Below are 17,842 nucleotides of genomic sequence, written 5' to 3'. Positions count from 1 at the left end.
CGATGTTGAAGGTAGAGAACCTGCACGGCTACTACGGCAAGAGCCATGTGCTGCATGGTGTGAATTTCGAGGTCCAGCCCGGCGAGATCGTGGCCCTGCTGGGGCGCAACGGCTCGGGCCGGTCCACCACGGCCAAGGCCATCATGGGCCTGGTGACCTGGGAGGGCAACATCAGCTGGAAAGGCCAGCCCCTCAGCGGCCGCAAGGCCTACGAGATTGCCCACCTGGGCATCGGCTATGTGCCTGAGAACCGCGACATCTTCCCCAAGTTGACGGTGCACCAGAACCTGCTGCTGGGCCGCAAGGGCAGCGGTCAGGGGTCGCGCTGGTCGTTTGACGACATGTACGAGATGTTCCCCCGGCTGCGCGAACGCCAGCACACTGAGGCCGGCGTGCTGTCGGGCGGCGAGCAGCAGATGCTCACGCTGTGCCGCACGCTGATGGGCGACCCCGACCTGATCATCATCGACGAGCCGACCGAGGGCCTGGCCCCGAAGATCGTCGAGCTGGTCGGTGAGTACCTGCAGAAGCTCAAGGCCCGCGGGATTTCCGTGCTGCTGATCGAGCAGAAGCTGACCATCGCGATGACCATCTCCGACCGCGCCCTGGTCATGGGCCACGGCAGCATCGTGTTCCAGGGCACCCCTGACAGCCTGCGCGCCGATGCCGACACGCGCAAGGAATGGCTGGAGGTCTGAGGCCTCTGGGGGGCGGTGCCGCTGGCGCCGCCCCGGCGTCCATTGATGCCTAGGTGTTTTCCCTTGATTTGCGCTCAAACCGCTGTTTTTGTCTCAGCCGGGACAAACGAGCGTTGCGGTGCAGCAAGCTTTTCCTAAAATAAAAAACGCACGATCGTTCGTTTTCACCCTTTGAGGACCACCCGCATGACGGCAGAATACAAAGTCCATGGCGATATCGCCGTGATCACCCTGAACAACCCCCCGGTCAACGGCCTTGGTTTGGCCACGCGCCAGGGCATCGTGGCGGGCCTCGAGCAAGCCAATGCCGACGCCGCCGTCAAGGCCATCGTGCTGACCGGCGCCGGCAAGGCGTTCTCGGGCGGCGCTGACATCAAGGAATTCGGCAGCCCCAAGGCCCTGCAGGAACCCAACCTGCTGAGCGTCATCACCGCGGTCGAGAACTCGACCAAGCCCGTGGTTGCCGCGCTGCACAGCGTGGCCATGGGCGGTGGCCTCGAACTGGCCCTGGGCGCGCACTACCGCATTGCCGCCCCGGGCACCCAGATCGCACTGCCGGAAGTCAAGCTCGGCCTGATCCCCGGCGCCGGTGGCACGCAGCGCCTGCCGCGCGTGCTGGGCGTGGAGACCGCCCTCAACATGATCGTCAGCGGTGAACCCGTCAAGAGCGAGCTGCTGGCTTCGCTACCGGGCCAGAAGCTGTTTGACAAACTCGCCGCCTCGGCTGAATCGCTGGCCGACGAAGCCTTTGCGCTGGCCCGCGAGGCCGCCGCCAAGCACGCGGATGGCAGCGCCTTCCCGCTGGTGCGCAACCTGCCTTGCAAGCACCCCTTGGGCGACGCGTACTTCCAGTTTGCGCGCAACATGGTCAAGGGCATGGCCAAGAACTACCCGGCCCCGGCCAAGTGCGTGGACGCGGTCGAAGCCGCCACCCAGAAGAAATTTGCCGACGGCATGACCTTCGAGCGCGACATCTTCATCAACCTGATGTGGACGCCCGAATGCCGTGCGCTGCGCCACCTGTTCGTGGCCGAGCGCGCAGCCTCCAAGATCCCGGACGTGCCGGATGACACCCCCAAGCGCGACATCAAGCTGGTCGGCGTGATCGGTGCGGGCACCATGGGCGGTGGCATCACCATGAACTTCCTCAACGCCGGCATCCCCGTCAAGATGCTGGAGATGAAGCAAGAAGCGCTGGACCGCGGGATTGCCACCATCCGCAAGAACTACGAAGCCCAGGTCAAGAAGGGCAAGCTCAAGCAAGACAAGTACGAACAGCGCATGAGCTTGCTGAGCACCACGCTGAGCTACGACGACCTGAAAGACGCCGACCTGATCATCGAAGCCGTGTTCGAAGAGCTCGGCGTCAAGGAAGCGGTGTTCAAGCAGCTCGACGCCGTGGCCAAGCCCGGCGCCATCCTGGCCTCGAACACCTCGACGCTCGACGTCGACAAGATCGCCAACTTCACCCAGCGCCCGCAAGACGTGGTGGGCATGCACTTCTTCAGCCCGGCCAACGTCATGAAGCTGCTCGAAGTGGTGCGCGGCCAAGCCACCGCCAAGGACGTGCTGGCCACCGTGATGGCGATCGCCAAGAAGATCAAAAAGACCGCTGTGGTCTCGGGCGTGTGCGATGGCTTCATCGGCAACCGCATGATCGAACAATACAGCCGCCAAGCCGGCTTCCTGCTCGAAGAAGGCGCCACCCCGGCCCAGGTCGACAAGGCGGTCGAGAAGTTCGGCTTTGCCATGGGTCCGTTCCGCATGGGCGACCTCGCCGGCAACGACATCGGCTGGGCCATCCGCAAGCGCCGCTACACCGAAAAGCCCGACCTCAAGTACAGCAAGACCGCCGACCTGCTGTGCGAAATGGGTCGCTACGGTCAAAAGACCGGCGCGGGCTGGTACGACTACGTGCCGGGCAAGCGCGATGCCATCCCCAGCGCGCTGGTGGTGGAGATGATCGAGAAGCACCGGCAGGAGCTGGGCATCACGCCGCGCAAGATCTCCGACGAGGAAATCGTCCAGCGCCTGGTGTTCTCGCTGGTCAATGAAGCCGCGCACATCCTGGAAGAAGGCATTGCCAGCAAGGCCGGTGACATCGATATGGTGTATTTGACCGGCTATGGCTTCCCGATTTACCGCGGTGGACCGATGCACTACGCTGATCAGTTGGGCTTGTTCAACGTGGCGGAAGCCATGAAGCGCTTTGCCCAGAACCCGCGTGACGATGCCAATTTCTGGCAGCCGGCTCCGCTGCTGGCACGCTTGGTGGCGGAGGGCAAAACCTTCAATTGAAGGTGACCAACCTCTGAAAGAAACCCATGAAACTCAAACGTATCTCCCTGGCCGTGCTGGCGGTTTGCGCTGGACTGGGCGCGGTGGTGTTGGCCAACACTTGGCTCAAGCCCTCTCGCCAGCTCCAAGTCGAGCGCCTGACCTTGCCGGCCGTCGATGCCTCTGCGGCTGCGGCCCGCTTGGCTGGGGCGGTGCGTTTTCAGACCATCTCATCGGACACCGATCCCAACGCCAGCGACGAAGCGTTCAAAGGGCTGCAGGCCTTTTTGGTGCAGCAGTTCCCGCGCGTTCACCAACAACTCAAGCTGGAACACTTCGGCGCCCACAGCCTCATGTACACCTGGGCCGGCAGCGATGCCAAGGCCCGGCCATTGGCCCTGATGGCGCACCAGGACGTTGTTCCGATCGCGCCAGGTACCGAGGCCAAATGGAGCGTGCCCCCGTTTGAAGGGCGCATTCAGGACGGCTTCATCTGGGGGCGTGGCGCTTGGGACGACAAGGGCAATTTGTTGGCTCAATTGGAGGCCGTCGAGGCTTTGCTGGCCTCGGGCTTTCAGCCGCGGCAAACGGTTTATCTGTTGTCAGGTGGCGATGAAGAAGTGGGTGGCCTCGGAGCCCAGGAGATGGCGCGTGTGCTGAAGCAGCGCGGGGTGGAGTTCGAGTTCATCTTGGACGAAGGTTTGTTGGTCACCGAAGGCGTGATGCCCGGTCTTGAGCAACCGGCGGCGCTGATCGGGGTGGCCGAAAAAGGCATCGGAACCTGGCAACTCAGCGTGGAGGCGGTCCCAGGACATGCCTCGATGCCCCCCCATCACACGGCCATCGGGATGATCAGCACGGCCTTGTCACGGCTGGAGGCCAACCCCTTTCCAGCCAAGATTGACGGCATTGTCAAAGAACTGTTCGACACCTTGGCGCCTGAAATGAAGGGGGCCAACCGAGTCTTGCTGTCCAACCTGTGGCTGTTCGGGCCCCTGGTGCAGCAGCAGCTCGAAAAGTCGCCCAGCTCCAATGCCATGCTGCGCACCACAACGGCCTTGACCATCGTGAACGCAGGCAACAAGGTGAATGTGTTGCCCGGTCACGCGGAGGCCAGTGTGAACTTTCGCCTCTTGCCGGGTGACAGTCTTGACACCGTGGATGCCCATGTCAAGAAAGTGGTGGCCAACGAGGCAATCAAAGTGCAGCGTCCCCAGGACGGGTCAGAGCCGTCTGCCGTGTCGCCCACGTCTGCGCCAGGGTACCAGTGGATCAACCGCACCGTGCGGGAGGTCTTCCCCACGGCCGTGGTGGCCCCCGGCCTGATGGTGGCGGGCACCGACGCCCGTTTTTTTGCGGAATTGAGCCGCAACATCTACAAGTTCTCACCGGTGCGCGCGCGCCCCGAGGACTTGCCACGTTTCCACGGCACCAACGAGCGCATCTCGGTGGCCAATTACGTGGAAGCGATCCAGTTTTATCAGCAGTTGCTGCGCAACGCCGCCAAGGCGTCCTGAGCGCAGTGCCTTCCCCTTTTACCGACTGAAAGGCGATTTGCCATGACCAAGGCCGTTATTGTTTCCACCGCCCGCACCCCGCTCGCCAAGAGCTGGAAGGGTTCGTTCAACATGACCCATGGCGCCACGCTCGGCGGTCATGCCGTCAAGCACGCGATCGAGCGCGCCGGCATCGATGCCGCGCACATCGAAGACGTGATCATGGGCTGTGCCAACCCCGAGGGCGCCACCGGTGCCAACATCGCACGCCAGATTGCCCTGGCCGCGGGCTGCCCCATCAATGTCTCGGGCGTCACGGTCAACCGTTTCTGCTCGTCGGGCCTGCAAACCATTGCGCTGGCCGCTCAGCGCATCATTGCCAATGAAGGCGATGTCTATGTGGCCGGTGGCGTGGAAAGCATCTCCTGCGTGCAGCAAGAGATGAACCAGCACATGCTGTCGGACCCCAACCTGCTCAAGGTCAAGCCTGAGATCTACTGGTCCATGCTGCAAACCGCCGAGCAAGTGGCCAAGCGCTACAACATCGGCCGCGACGTCATGGACGAGTACGGTGCCGCCAGCCAGCAAAAGGCCTGCGCGGCCCAGGCGGCGGGTCTGTTCGACGCTGAAATCGCCCCCATCACCGTGACCGCTGGCGTGGCCGACCCCGTGATGGGCCTGCGCACCAAGGAAGTCACCGTGAGCCGCGACGAAGGCACGCGCGAGGGCACCACCAAGGAAGGCATCAGCGGCATCAAGCCCGCGTTGCCCGGCGGCCTGATCTCGGCCGGCAATGCCAGCCAGTTCTCCGACGGTGCGGGCGCCTGCGTGGTGGTCAGCGAAGACTATGCCGCCCGCCACGGCCTGAAGCCACTGGGCCGTTTCCTGGGCTTTGCCGTGGCCGGCTGCGAGCCCGACGAAATGGGCATCGGCCCGGTGTTTGCCGTGCCCAAGGTGCTGGACCGCCTGGGCCTGAAGGTCAGCGACATCGACCTGTGGGAGCTCAACGAAGCCTTCGCCGTGCAGGTCCTCTACTGCCGCGACAAGCTGGGCATCCCGGCCGACCGCCTGAACGTCAATGGCGGCGCCATCGCCCTGGGCCACCCCTATGGCGTCAGCGGCCAGCGCCTGACCGGCCACGCCCTGATCGAAGGCAAGCGCCGCGGCGCCAAGCGCGTGGCGGTCACGATGTGCATCGGCGGCGGCATGGGCGCGGCCGGCATTTTCGAAGTGCTGTAAACCAGACCAGCGCTGAAACTGCGGCCGGGCCGGCCCATAATCAACCGGACTTTTTCCGGAAGAACATGACATGACTGGCCGCCGTTTTGTGCTGTACGTAGCCCACGGCGCCGACTGCTTTGTGCAGGAGGCGGCGTACTCCATCCTCTCGCTGTGGCGGCAGACCGACGCGCCGCCCTGCGAGGTGGTGGTGGTGACCGACCGGCCCGAGCGCTTCAGGCAACTGCTGGACGACCGGCCTAGCCTGCACCTGCTGAGTTTGTCGCCCGAGCAGCGCGACACCTGGCGCGGCGCGCAGGGCTACATCCACCGCATCAAGCCTCTGGCCATCCAGTGGGCCGCGCAGCAGATGCAGGCCCAGGCCGACGATGCGTTTCTGTATGTGGACTCCGACACCGTGTTCAGCCACTCGCCCGCCACCGTGTGGGCGCAGATCGAAGCGGGTGGGGTGGTGCTCAACGAGCGCGAAGGCAGCCTGGGCGAGTTGCGGCGCAACACCCGATCGCACCGGCGCCTCTTTGAGGCCTGTCAGGCGCACCGTTTTCAGGTGCGCGGACGCGAGCAGCAGGTGCCGCTGAGCACGGGCTTGTGGAACTCCGGCGTGCTGGGCTTTCAGGGCCGTTTGCTGCCGGTGTTTGACGAGACCGCCCAACTGATCGACCAGATGCTGCCGGTGGTGCAGGTGCACACCGTCGAGCAGGTGGCGCTGTCGGTGGTCCTGCAGGACCGCGGGCTGCGCCTGCACGAGTGCCTGAGCGACGTCTTTCACTACCATGTCTTCAAGGAATTTCGCGATGACCTGGCCCTGTTCTTTGACCGCTACGGCGCACTGCCGCTGGCCGAGCGCCTGCAGCATTGGCCCGAGATCGATCCGGTGCGCCGCATCCAGCCCAAGCTGGCCTTCAATGCCTTGCCCAAATGGCAGCGCCAGTGGCGCAAGCTGTGGGGCCAGCGCTGGCAGCCCTTGCCTTACCCCTGGGCCTGAGCGGCGGGTGGGGCAGGGCGGCGCACTGTCGCGCAGGCAACCGCCGGGGCCGTGCCGACACGGCAAGCTATGGCCTTGAGCCCTGGCTGGGCCGGTCCTGGAGGACCGCCCGCTGTTCAACCCCCTCACTGAGCCCCTGACATGAGCCTCCGTTCCAGCATCGACTTTCTCCTGTACCAGTGGCTGAACGCCCCCGCGCTGAACCAGCGCGAACGCTTCAGCGACCACAGCCGCGACACCTTTGACGCCGTGCTCGACACCTGCGAGCGCATTGCGCGCGAGAAGTACGCGCCGTTCAACCGCCTGGTGGACACGCAGGAACCCCACTTCGACGGCGACAAAGTCACCCTGCCGCAGGCCACCCACGACGCCCAGAAAGCCTATGCCGAGTCCGGCATGTTGAGCGCCGCGCAGGACTACGACTGGGGTGGCATGCAGCTGCCCTACACGGTCGAGGCGGCGGCCAACGCCTTCTTTGCCTGTGCCTCGGTCAGCATCGGCTCCGGCATGCTGACCACTGGCAACGCCAACTTGCTGATGGCGCACGGCACCGAGGCCCAGAAGAACGTCTTCGCGCGCCATGAGTTTGCCGGCCGCTGGTCGGGCACGATGTGCCTGTCCGAGCCGCAGGCCGGCTCCAGCCTCAGCGACGTCGCCACCCGCGCGGTGCCCGACGGCGCCGACCACGAAAGCGACCCCCTGGGCCCGCGCTACCGCCTCAAGGGCAACAAGATGTGGATCTCGGCCGGCGAGCATGAGCTGACCGAGAACATCATCCACCTGGTGCTGGCCAAGATCCCGGGCCCCGATGGCAAGACCGTGCCCGGCGTGCGCGGCATTTCGCTGTTCATCGTGCCCAAGAAGCTGGTCACCCCCGAAGGGCAACTCACGGGCGAGCGCAACGACGTGGCGCTGGCGGGTCTGAACCACAAACTGGGCTGGCGTGGCACCACCAACACCTTGCTCAACTTTGGCGAGGGCAAGTTCCAGCCCGGCGGGCAGGCGGGGGCGATTGGCTACCTGGTGGGCCGCCCCGGCGAAGGCCTCAAATGCATGTTCCACATGATGAACGAGGCCCGCATCGGCGTCGGCATGGCCGCCACCATGCTGGGCATGGCGGGCTACCTGGCCTCGCTGGACTACGCGCGCAACCGCCCGCAGGGCCGGCCGATGGGCGTGGGTGGCAAGGACGCAGCGCAGCCGCAGATCCGCATCATCGAGCACGCCGACGTCAAGCGCATGCTGCTGGCCCAGAAGTCCTACTGCGAGGGGGCGCTGGCACTCGAGCTGTTCTGTGCCCGCCTGGTCGATGAACAACACACCGGGGATGCCGCCAGCGCCGACGAGGCCCGCCTCCTGCTGGAGGTGCTGACCCCGATCGCCAAGAGCTGGCCCAGCGAATGGTGCCTGGAGGCCAACTCGCTGGCGATCCAGATCCACGGCGGCTACGGCTACACACGCGACTTCCCGGTCGAGCAGTACTGGCGCGACAACCGCCTCAACATGATCCACGAGGGCACGCACGGCATCCAGGCCATGGACCTGCTGGCCCGCAAGGTGTTGATGGAAAACGGCCGCGGTCTGCAGTTGCTGGCCGGCCGCATCAACCAGACCATCGAGCGCGCCATCCAGCAGCCCGAGTTGGCGGCCCACGCCAACGCGCTGGGGGCCGCGCTGCAACAGGTCGGCTCGGCCACCAAGGCGGCCTGGGCCACCGGCGTGCCCACCGACGCGCTGGCCAACGCCGTGCCTTACATGCAGGCCTTTGGCCACACCGTGCTGGCCTGGATCTGGCTGGACGTGGCGCTGGCGGTGCGCGCCTCGGGCAGCCGCGACGCCGCCGCCCAGGGCCGCCTGGCGGCTGCGCGCTTCTTCTTCCACTACGAGCTGCCCAAGATCGGTGCCTGGCTGCGGGTGGTTGAAACCCGCGACCAGACCTGTGCCGAGCTACCCGAAGACGCGTTCTGACCCCCTGCCACGGAGCCTGCCCCATGCCCAGCCCCAAGCCCCCTACGCGCGCCTTGCAACACCTGCAGACCTTGATCTGGGTGTTGATCTACGGCGGCTTGCTGAGCCTGGTGCTGGGTCTGGCCATGCCCCGCGGTGGTGACGGCCTGGGCGATGCGCTGCGCCTGTGGGGTGCCCTGGTGGCGGTGCTGGGGGTGCTGCTGATCCCCGTGCGCGCCTGGCTGGAGCCCCGCGACTGAGCACCGGGGCCCCCGGCCCCACGCCCGCCAGCACCGCCACCGCCATCAACAACCTGGTTCGCCTCCGGCAAGGCCTATCGCCGCCGGGACAGGGCACTGGCCCTGAATTCACCAAAATCGTTTTTCTCTGACCTCTTTCAAAAATCAACAGGAGACTTCGCCATGACCCGTTCCATCCAGCAACTGTTTGACCTCAGCGGCAAGACTGCCCTGGTCACCGGTGGTTCGCGCGGCCTGGGCCTGCAACTGGCCCGTTCGCTGGGCGAGGCCGGCGCCCGCATCGTGCTGAGCTCGCGCAAGGCCTCGGACCTCGAAGAGGCCGCCGCCGAGCTGCAGGCCGCTGGCATCGACGCCAGCTGGATCGCCGCCGACTGCGCTCGCGAAGACGACATCCGCCGCCTGGCCGACGAGTCCATCGCCCGCCTGGGCCACATCGACATCCTGGTCAACAACGCCGGTGCCGCCTGGGGCGCGCCCGCCGAAGACCACCCCGTCGAGGCCTGGGACAAGGTGCAGAACCTCAACGTGCGCGGCTACTTCATCCTGAGCCAGCATGTGGCCAAGCACAGCATGATTGCGCGCAAGAAGGGCAGCATCATCAACCTGGCCTCGATCGCCGGCCTGGGCGGCAACCCGCCCGGCATGAACACCATCGCCTACAACACCTCCAAGGGCGCGGTGATCAACTTCACCCGCGCGCTGGCCGCCGAATGGGGCAAGTACAACATCCGCGTCAACGCCATCTGCCCGGGCTTCTTCCCGAGCAAGATGACGGTCGGCACGCTCAAAGCCATGGGCGAGGACAAGCTCGCCGCCCATGCCCCGCTGGGCCGCCTCGGCGACGACGAGGACCTGAAGGGCCTGTGCCTGCTGTACGCCTCGGACGCGGGCAAGCACATCACCGGCCAATGGCTGGCGGTGGACGGCGGCACCAGCATCATCACCGGCGGCTGAGCCCGCGCCGATGAACCCGCCCAGCGCCACTGAAATCCGTCAGACTGGCGCTTTTGATTCAACTGTGGACAGATGGCATGAGCTTTGGTGTTGAGATTCCTTTTGTGACCCTGCTGGGGTTTGAGCTGACCGTGTTCGAGGGCGGTCGCTCCGAGATCGTCTACGCGCCACAGCCCGAACACATGAACTCGTTCCAGGTGGCCCACGGCGGCTCGATCATGACCCTGCTGGACGTCACCATGGCCACCGCGGCGCGCAGCCAGACGCCCGAACTGGGCGTGGTCACCATCGAGATGAAGACCAGCTTCATGCGGCCCGGCACGGGGCGCCTGACCGGCCAGGGCCGGCTGATGCACCGCACCGGCAGCATGGCCTTCACCGAGGCCACCGTCTACAACGAAGCCGGCGAGGCCTGTGCGCACGCGACCGGCACCTTCAAGTACGTGAAGCGGCGTGAAGCGCCGGGCCAAGCGGCCCCCGCCGTGTCCACCGACTGACCCCCTGGCAGCCCGCAGCGGGCTGCCTTCCCTTGATGGCCTTTCAGGAGAGCTCCATGCCCCAAAACCAACAAATCGTGCTCGACAACCGCCCCCAGGGCGAAGCCACCGTCAGCAACTTCAAGCTGGTGCAAAGCGAGACCCCAGCGTTGCAGGACGGCCAGGTGCTGGTACAACACCACTACCTGAGCCTGGACCCGTACATGCGCGGCCGCATGAACGACGGCAAGAGCTACGCCCAGCCCCAGCCGCTGGGCCAGGTCATGATCGGCGGCACCGTGGGCGAGGTGGTGGAGAGCCGCCACCCGCGTTACGCCGTGGGCGACAAGGTGGTGGGCATGGGCGGCTGGCAACAGTACAGCGTGGTCGATGCCAACACCCCTGGCACCCTGCGCAAGGTCGACACCACCCATGTGCCGTTGTCGCACTACCTGGGCGCGGTCGGCATGCCTGGCGTGACCGCCTGGTACGGCCTCGTCAAGATCATCAACCCCCAGGCCGGTGAGACGGTGGTGGTCAGTGCCGCCACGGGCGCCGTGGGCAGCGCCTACGCGGCGGTGGCCAAGGCCCGCGGCTGCCGCGTGGTCGGCATCGCCGGCGGACCAGACAAGTGCGCCTATGCGGTCAACGAGCTGGGCTTTGACGTTTGCCTGGACTACAAGGTGCACACCGACGTCAAGAGCCTGAGCCAGGCCCTCAAAGAAGCCTGCCCCGATGGCATCGACGGCTATTTCGAGAACGTCGGGGGCTACATCCTCGACGCCGTGCTGTTGCGCACCAATGCGTTCGCCCGCATCGCCGTGTGCGGCATGATCGCGGGCTACGACGGCAAGCCCATGCCGCTGAGCAACCCCGCGCTGATCTTGATCAACCGCCTCAAGGTGCAGGGCTTCATCGTGGGCGAACACATGGAAGTCTGGCCCGAAGCGCTGGCCGAACTGGGTGGCCTGGTGGCCAGCGGCAAGTTGCGCCCGCGCGAAAGCGTCGCCCAGGGCCTGGCCGCAGCCCCCGAAGCCTTCCTGGGCTTGCTCAAGGGCAAGAACTTCGGCAAGCAATTGGTCAAGCTGATCTGAGCCGGGCCGCCGGGCGCTGAGTGGCGAGCGGGCAGGGCGCTTGCGTCCGCCCCCCGCGCCGGGTCCAGCCCGGCCCCACGGGGCCCGGTCCCGCCCAAGGCGGCGACCCGCCCCAAGGCCCTCAAGCCCAGGCCCCAGCGCAACGCCCCCCTCCCAGCCCCACGGCCGCCGTCCCCCGAGCCTCGCCCCCAACCTTTGGAGCCCGCCATGCAAGACCTCATCCTGCACCATTACCCCACTTCGCCGTTCTCGGAAAAAATCCGCCTGATCCTGGGCTACAAGCAACTGGCCTGGAAGTCGGTGATCATCCCGTCGATCATGCCCAAGCCCGATGTGCTGGCCCTGACCGGTGGCTACCGCAAGACCCCGTTCCTGCAGGTGGGCGCGGACATCTACTGCGACACGGCCCTGATCTGCGATGTGCTCGAACGCCGTCAGCCCAGCCCCACGCTGTACCCGACCCACAGCAAAGGCGTGGCGCGTGTGTTGGCCCAGTGGGCCGACACCACCCTGTTCTGGGCGGCCATGGCCTACAACCTGAGCCCGCGCGGCGCGGCCGCGATGTTTGCCGGCGCGCCGCCCGAGGTGGCCAAGGCCTTTGCCGCCGACCGCGGCGCGATGAGCACGGGCATGACCCGGCTGCGCCCCGGCGATGCCACGGCCGCCTACAAGAGCTACCTGCGCCGCCTCGCCAACATGCTGGAGTCGCAGCCCTTCCTGCTGGGCGAGGCGCCCACCGTGGCCGACTTTGCGGCCTACCACCCGCTGTGGTTCAGCCGCGTGCGCAACGCGGTGATGGGCGACATCCTCAATGCCACGCCGGCCGTGCTGGCCTGGATGGACCGCCTGGCGGCGCTGGGCCACGGCAGCTTCGACAAGATCGACTCGGGCGACGCCATCGCGGTGGCCGCCGCCAGCCAGCCGCTGGCCCTGGGCGACGAGCCCTTCCAGGACGAGCACGGCATTGCGCTGGGCAGTCGGGTCAGCATCGCCGCCGAGACCTTTGGCACCGAACCCACCGAGGGCGAGCTGGTGGCCGCCACGCGCATGCACTACACACTGCGCCGCACCGACGAGCGCGCTGGCACCGTGCACGTGCATTTCCCGCGCATTGGCTATGTGCTGCGCGCGCTCGACGCGGCCTGAGAGCGCCCCGGACCCGACAACAACACCATCAGGAGACCTTTGACATGATCCAAAACTTCAAGAACACCACCGCCGTGCTGACCGGCGCCGGCTCGGGCTTTGGCCTCGAATGCGCGCGCATTGGCGCCCGCCTGGGCATGAACCTGGTGCTGGTCGATGTGCAGCAGGACGCGCTGGACCAGGCCCAGGCCGAACTCGAAGCCGCGGGGGCCCAGGTGCTGGCCCGCCGTGTGGACGTGTCCAAGGCCGACCAGATGGAAGCCCTGGCCGCCGCCGTCAAAGAGCGCTTTGGCGCGCCGCACTTCGTCTTCAACAACGCCGGCGTCGGCGCGGGCGGCCTGGTCTGGGAAAACTCGGTGCAGGACTGGGACTGGGTGCTGGGGGTCAACCTGTGGGGCGTCATCCACGGGGTGCGCCTGTTCACCCCCATGATGCTGGAGGCTGCCGCCCAAGACCCGGCTTACCGGGGCCACATCGTCAACACCGCCAGCATGGCGGGCCTGCTGACGCCCCCCAACATGGGCATCTACAACGTCAGCAAGCACGCGGTGGTGAGCCTCAGCGAAACCCTCTACCAAGACCTGCGCCTGGTGTCCGACCAGGTCAGCGCCAGTGTGCTGTGCCCGTACTTTGTGCCCACCGGCATCAGCCAGAGCCACCGCAACCAGCCCGACGCCCTGAAGTCGCAAAAGCCCACCAAGAGCCAGTTGATCGGCCAGGCCATGAGCGACAAGGCGGTGGGTTCGGGCAAGGTGACCGCGGCCCAGGTGGCGCAGAAGGTGTTCGACGCCATCAGTGCCGACCAGTTCTACATCTACAGCCACCCGCATGCGCTGGGCTCGGTGCAGACCCGCATGGAAGACATCGTGCAGGGCAAGAACCCGACCGACCCCTTCGCCCACAAGCCCGAACTGGGTCAGCAACTGCGCGCCGCCCTGCGCGCCGCGTGAGGCGACGGCCCGCCTGGCCAAGGGCCCAGACGGGGTGGCCTGGGCGGGTGGCCGGCGACGCCGCCGCGCGCTGGCAAGGCCTGGATCAGGTCCTTGGGCAGGGCCATGCCTTGCCGTGGCCACCGCAGCGTGGCCTGCTGGAAGCATGAACGCATGGAGGGATGAGTCCCCTCCGCCATCACGGGCCATGCGCCGCATGGGCGTCATGAGTGGCATGGGCGTCATGAGTGACATGGGCTCCAGGACCCGCATGATGCACGGCGCCCCAGCCCCACCGTCTGACGGCCCCCGCAGCGGGGACTTGGCGGTTCAGGCGGTGGCCAGGGGCCCCGAGCGGGCGTCGGTGGCCGAGCCTGCGCCCAAGGCCAGCGGCGCCGCCGATGCGTCGCCAGCGCCTGCGTGCCGGCCCGAAGCCGGGCCGCTGTCGACTTCACCGAGCAGTTGACCGCCTTCTTCGACCACCAGTTTGCCGTAGCGGATTTTGCCGCTGACCCGCCCTGTGGCGTGGATCACGAGCTTCTGGCGTGCGGTCAGGGTGCCGTCAAAGCGGCCTCGGATTTCGGCGATGTCGATCTCGGCCGCGCCGCGGAACGAACCCTGTTCGGCGATCTGCATCAGGCGCGAATCCATCGTGGCCTCGACCATGCCTTCGACGAACAGGGTGTCGCAGTCGGTGATCTCGACCCCCTTGAGCTTGATGTTAGGCCCCACCGTCAGCTTGCTTCCGCCATCGGCCGCGGGGCTGGCCGCTGCGGCGGCCCCGGGCACCGGTGCGGGCACGGGCGTGGCCACCACATCCGTTGCCAAAGGTTTCGTGACCGAAGCCGCTTGCAGCGACGGGGTGCCATGGCCTGGCACGGTGCGGGCGGGCAGCACATCGGGGTCCCGTTTGCTGAAGAAGTTGGGTTGCAGCGCCATGTTTTCTCCTCAAAGAAACCCATGCTACGCAGCGTCCAAGATACATCTTGGCCTCGGCACGCAACATGGGTAACCAATGGAAAACATCGGTTCAAATCAACTTATTAGGCTTGCTTATTCCTAAAAAAAAGTCGTTGCAAATCAGACCGCTGGCCGCAACCCCTCGGTCAGTCCCTCGGTCCGCCATTCGCCCGGCTGCAGCGGCGGGTGGGTCACCGGGTCTTTCAGCTCGGGGCGGGGCGTTCGCAGCGCCGCCAGGTCGGGGCGCGGGCGGCCGCCGTCGGCTTGGCCTTGCCACCAGCGCTCCACGGCTTGCCCCATCGCCAGAAGGCGTGCGTCCTGGCCCAGCGCCGCGACCAACTGCACGCCGAACGGCAGCCCACGATCGTCCACCCCCAAGGGCAGCGACAGGGCCGGGCAGGTGCTCAAAGTGACCAGGTAGGTCAGGCTCAGCCACTCGTAATAGTGGCGCTGCGGCACGCCGTCGATGGTCTGCGCGTACAGCGTGCGCCAAGGAAAGGCGGGCAGGGGAGTGACCGGCGAAATGATCACATCCACCTCGGACAGCACCTGTTGAAACTGCCGGAAGAGCCGCGTTTGGGCCAGGTGGGCCTCGGCGCGGTCGGCCAGGCTGATCTGCGCAGCCAGGGCCAGGTTGGCGCGCACATGGGGCCCGAGGGTCTCGGGGGCGTGGCGGTTGACCTCGGCAAAGCCGGCCAGAAAGCTCTCGGCGCGGATCACGTCAAAGCTGCGGTGGCCCGCTTGCAGGTCCCAGTCCAGGCGGTCGCAGCTTTTGACCCGGCGCGACAGGCGTTGCACCCGGTCTTCAAAGTGGCGGCGCACCTCGGGGTCGAGGGCGCAGCAGCCAAAATCGGCGCTGACGGCGATGCGCAGGTCGGACAGCGCCACCTCAGGCAGGCGCAAAAAGGCTTGGGCAGACACCGGCACGGACAGCGGGTCCATCGGGTGGGTGCCGACACTGGCGGCCATCAGCAGGGCGGTGTCGGCCACGTCGCGCGCCATGGGGCCCAGCACCGAGATGGCCGACCAGCCCAGGCTGCGTGCGTCATGGGACACCAGGCCAGGCGAGGGCCGCAAGCCCACCACACCACACAGCGCCGCGGGCAGCCTCAACGAGCCGCCGGTGTCCGAGCCCGTGCACAGTGGCAGCATGTCGGTGGCCAGGGCCACCGCCGAGCCACCCGATGAGCCCCCGGCGTTCAGCGTCGGGTCAAACGGGTTACCGGTGGCGCCCCAGACCGGGTTCTGGGTGTTGCCCCCTGCGCCCATGTCGGGCACGTTGGTCTTGGCGGTGACGATGGCCCCGGCCTGCCTGAGCCGGGCCACCAGCGCGTTGTCGGCACGGGGCACTTGACCGCGCAAGCGCACGTTGCCGCAGGTGGTGAGCAGGCCCTCGGTGTCCTGCAGGTCTTTGACGCCCAGCGGCAGGCCCTCGAGCAGCCCCAGCGCCTCGCCCTGGCGCACCCGTGCTTCGGCGCGCTGGGCGGCTTGCCGGGCCCGTGCATCGTCTCGGGCGCACAGGGCATTGACCGCCGGGTTGAGCTCGTCGATGCGGCTCAGGCAAGCGTCCAGCAGCTCGACGGGCGACACCTCACCGCGCCCGATGAGCGCACGCAGTTCGACCGCGCTGTGTTCGACCAGGGCCTTGGGAGACGGCTGGGCGCTCATTCGGTGGCCAGGCCCAGCTTGTCGATCAGGGGCTTCCAGACCGCGATGTCGCGCTCGGCGAAAGCGTTCACGTCGCTGGGCTTGCTGTCGGTCAGGGTGACATTCATGGCGTTCAGGCGGCTGCTGTACTGGCTGTCGCTGCGGCACTTGTTGGTGGCCTCGTTGAGCCGCGCCACCGTTTCTGGGGGGCTGCCTTTCTTGGCCACGACCGCGATCCAGGCGGGCCGGGCCAGCACCGCCGGGCCACCGGCCTCGGCAATCGTCGGCACCTCGGGCATCAGGCTTGAGCGCTCGGCGGCAAACACCGCCAGCGGCACCAGCTTGCCAGCCTTGACCTGGGCCGCCGCGGTGCCAATGACCAGGGTCATGGCCTGGATCTGCTGGCCCATGAGGGCAGTCAGACCGGCGCCCTCGCCGACAAAGGGAATGTGGGTGGCGGGCCACTTCATGGCGTCGGTGAGTGCGCTGGTCAGCAGGTGGGCCGGGCTGCCCTTGCCGGGCGAGCCGAAGTTCAGCCCGCCGCTCTGGGCGCGGGCCACCTTCTCGAGGTCGCTCAAGCGCTGGATGCCAGCGCCGCTGGGCACCACCAGGACCAGGGGCGAGGTGCCGATCACGGCGATGCCGTCAAAGTCCTTGAGCGGATCGTAAGGCGGTTGGCGGTGCACAAAGGGGGTGATCGTCATCTGCGACATGCCAATCGTCATCACATTGGCACCGTCGGCGGGCAGGCCCTTGAGCTGGTTGATGGCCAGGATGCCATTGGCCCCGGGCTTGTTGACCACCACGATCGCCTGCCCGGTCTGGCGCGCCACGCATTCCGCCCAGACGCGGGTCATGGCGTCCGAGCCACTGCCCGGTGGCTGTTGGGCGATCACTTGCATCGGACTTTGGGCGCTGGCCGCAAAAGCGCTCAGCAAGCTGGCGGCCAACAGGCCTGGGAGGAAGCGGGGCGTCATGGTTGGGTCTCCGTGTTTTGAATGAAAAGCAGCAAGGTGTCGGCCAGCACCTGCAGCTGCGGCCGGATCGTGTCGGGGCTGGCAAACGGCGTGATCAGGCCCAGGCCACGCAGGGTGGACAGGATGAATTGCATGCGGGCCTCACCCTGGGGCTGGGCCGCCAGCTCCGGAAAGCTCTGGCCCATGCGCGCCATGAGGGTCTGGCTCAGCGCCGCGCGGCGGGCACGGATGTGCTCGGTCAGCAAGGGGTCGTCGCGCACCGCGAAGTAGGCCGTCCAGGCCACCGCAAAGCGCGGCTGGCCATAGAGCTGGTCCCAGGCCCGGTGCACCAAGTGATCGGCGCGCTGCCGCGCAGGCCATTCGGCGGGTGGCCAGAAGTCGGTGGATTCCCCCAGGCGCGTCACCAGGTGGGCCACGATGTCCATCATCAGGGCTGCCTTGGAGCCGAAGTGGTGCTGCACCGCGCCCGTGGTCAGGTCGGCCACCCGGGCCACCTCGTGCAGGGACAGGTGGCCAGCCCCTTTGGCCTGCAGGATGTCCTCGGCTGCCTGCAGCAGGCGGGCCCGCGTCTGGGCGCTTTTGACTTGGTGCAGGTTGCCCGCGCTCGATACATTACTCATGTAATGCATTGTGTCTGTAATGTATTTGGAGCGAGCCTGGGGATTGCCCTGAGGGGGGGCGGACAGGATTGGGGCGGGTTCAGTGGGCCTGCGAACGCTGAGTCTGCAAACGCTGAGTCAGTGAGCGCCGGGCCCGC

Annotated in this window: 16 protein-coding genes; 12 read left to right on the top strand and 4 right to left on the bottom strand. The window is 66.8% G+C overall.

Annotated features, from left to right (window positions below; genetic code table 11):
• Positions 1-2: 2 nt before the first annotated feature.
• The 12 genes from PSQ40_RS03100 (at position 3) to PSQ40_RS03045 (ending at position 13,522) form a co-directional block, all read left to right on the top strand.
• Positions 3-698, top strand: a complete 696-nt coding sequence (locus PSQ40_RS03100) for an ABC transporter ATP-binding protein (RefSeq protein WP_273948708.1) — start codon at positions 3-5, stop codon at positions 696-698.
• A 186-nt stretch (positions 699-884) separates the two neighbouring features.
• Positions 885-2,996 carry a 3-hydroxyacyl-CoA dehydrogenase NAD-binding domain-containing protein gene (locus tag PSQ40_RS03095; protein ID WP_273948707.1) on the top strand — a complete coding sequence of 704 codons (2,112 nt, stop codon included), beginning with the start codon at positions 885-887 and terminating at the stop codon, positions 2,994-2,996.
• A gap of 26 nt (positions 2,997-3,022) precedes the next feature.
• Positions 3,023-4,492: a M20 family peptidase gene (locus PSQ40_RS03090; RefSeq protein ID WP_273948705.1), complete on the top strand. Its 1,470-nt coding sequence runs from the start codon at positions 3,023-3,025 to the stop codon at positions 4,490-4,492.
• Between the two features lie 42 nt (positions 4,493-4,534).
• Positions 4,535-5,710, top strand: coding sequence for an acetyl-CoA C-acyltransferase (locus PSQ40_RS03085; protein WP_273948703.1), 1,176 nt, complete (start codon positions 4,535-4,537; stop codon positions 5,708-5,710).
• Between the two features lie 70 nt (positions 5,711-5,780).
• Entirely contained in the window at positions 5,781-6,695 is a 915-nt protein-coding gene (locus tag PSQ40_RS03080) for a hypothetical protein (protein ID WP_273948702.1), read from the top strand.
• A gap of 141 nt (positions 6,696-6,836) precedes the next feature.
• Complete coding sequence (locus tag PSQ40_RS03075; protein WP_273948700.1) at positions 6,837-8,663, top strand: acyl-CoA dehydrogenase; 1,827 nt, start codon at positions 6,837-6,839, stop codon at positions 8,661-8,663.
• A 23-nt stretch (positions 8,664-8,686) separates the two neighbouring features.
• A complete protein-coding gene (locus tag PSQ40_RS03070; RefSeq protein WP_273948698.1) occupies positions 8,687-8,902 on the top strand; it encodes a hypothetical protein in 216 nt (71 codons plus the stop codon).
• Positions 8,903-9,064: 162 nt separating this feature from the next.
• Positions 9,065-9,856, top strand: coding sequence for an SDR family oxidoreductase (locus tag PSQ40_RS03065; protein ID WP_273948696.1), 792 nt, complete (start codon positions 9,065-9,067; stop codon positions 9,854-9,856).
• Between the two features lie 77 nt (positions 9,857-9,933).
• A complete protein-coding gene (locus PSQ40_RS03060; protein ID WP_273948694.1) occupies positions 9,934-10,353 on the top strand; it encodes a PaaI family thioesterase in 420 nt (139 codons plus the stop codon).
• Positions 10,354-10,409: 56 nt separating this feature from the next.
• The gene (locus PSQ40_RS03055; protein WP_273948692.1) at positions 10,410-11,426 is read left to right on the top strand and encodes an NADP-dependent oxidoreductase; all 1,017 of its coding nucleotides are present in this window, start codon (positions 10,410-10,412) and stop codon (positions 11,424-11,426) included.
• Between the two features lie 207 nt (positions 11,427-11,633).
• Entirely contained in the window at positions 11,634-12,572 is a 939-nt protein-coding gene (locus PSQ40_RS03050) for a glutathione S-transferase family protein (protein WP_273948690.1), read from the top strand.
• 44 nt (positions 12,573-12,616) lie between these two features.
• Positions 12,617-13,522, top strand: coding sequence for an SDR family oxidoreductase (locus PSQ40_RS03045; protein WP_273948685.1), 906 nt, complete (start codon positions 12,617-12,619; stop codon positions 13,520-13,522).
• A 309-nt stretch (positions 13,523-13,831) separates the two neighbouring features.
• Here the strand turns inward: PSQ40_RS03045 and PSQ40_RS03040 are convergent, their stop codons facing one another.
• The 4 genes from PSQ40_RS03040 to PSQ40_RS03025 form a co-directional block, all read right to left on the bottom strand.
• Positions 13,832-14,440, bottom strand: coding sequence for a bactofilin family protein (locus PSQ40_RS03040; RefSeq protein ID WP_273948684.1), 609 nt, complete (start codon positions 14,438-14,440; stop codon positions 13,832-13,834).
• A 141-nt stretch (positions 14,441-14,581) separates the two neighbouring features.
• Complete coding sequence (locus tag PSQ40_RS03035; RefSeq protein WP_273948683.1) at positions 14,582-16,129, bottom strand: amidase; 1,548 nt, start codon at positions 16,127-16,129, stop codon at positions 14,582-14,584.
• A complete protein-coding gene (locus PSQ40_RS03030; protein ID WP_273948682.1) occupies positions 16,126-17,085 on the bottom strand; it encodes a Bug family tripartite tricarboxylate transporter substrate binding protein in 960 nt (319 codons plus the stop codon). The genes PSQ40_RS03035 and PSQ40_RS03030 overlap by 4 nt, the downstream gene beginning before the upstream one ends.
• Entirely contained in the window at positions 17,082-17,705 is a 624-nt protein-coding gene (locus tag PSQ40_RS03025) for a TetR/AcrR family transcriptional regulator (RefSeq protein ID WP_273948681.1), read from the bottom strand. Before PSQ40_RS03025 ends, PSQ40_RS03030 begins: the two co-directional genes overlap by 4 nt.
• Positions 17,706-17,842 lie beyond the last annotated feature (137 nt).

The organism is Curvibacter cyanobacteriorum (assembly GCF_028649475.1).
In the GTDB taxonomy this organism is placed as follows: domain Bacteria; phylum Pseudomonadota; class Gammaproteobacteria; order Burkholderiales; family Burkholderiaceae_C; genus Curvibacter; species Curvibacter cyanobacteriorum.
Note: the sequence above shows the minus strand (reverse complement) of the source record. Positions and strands in the feature narration are given on the sequence as shown.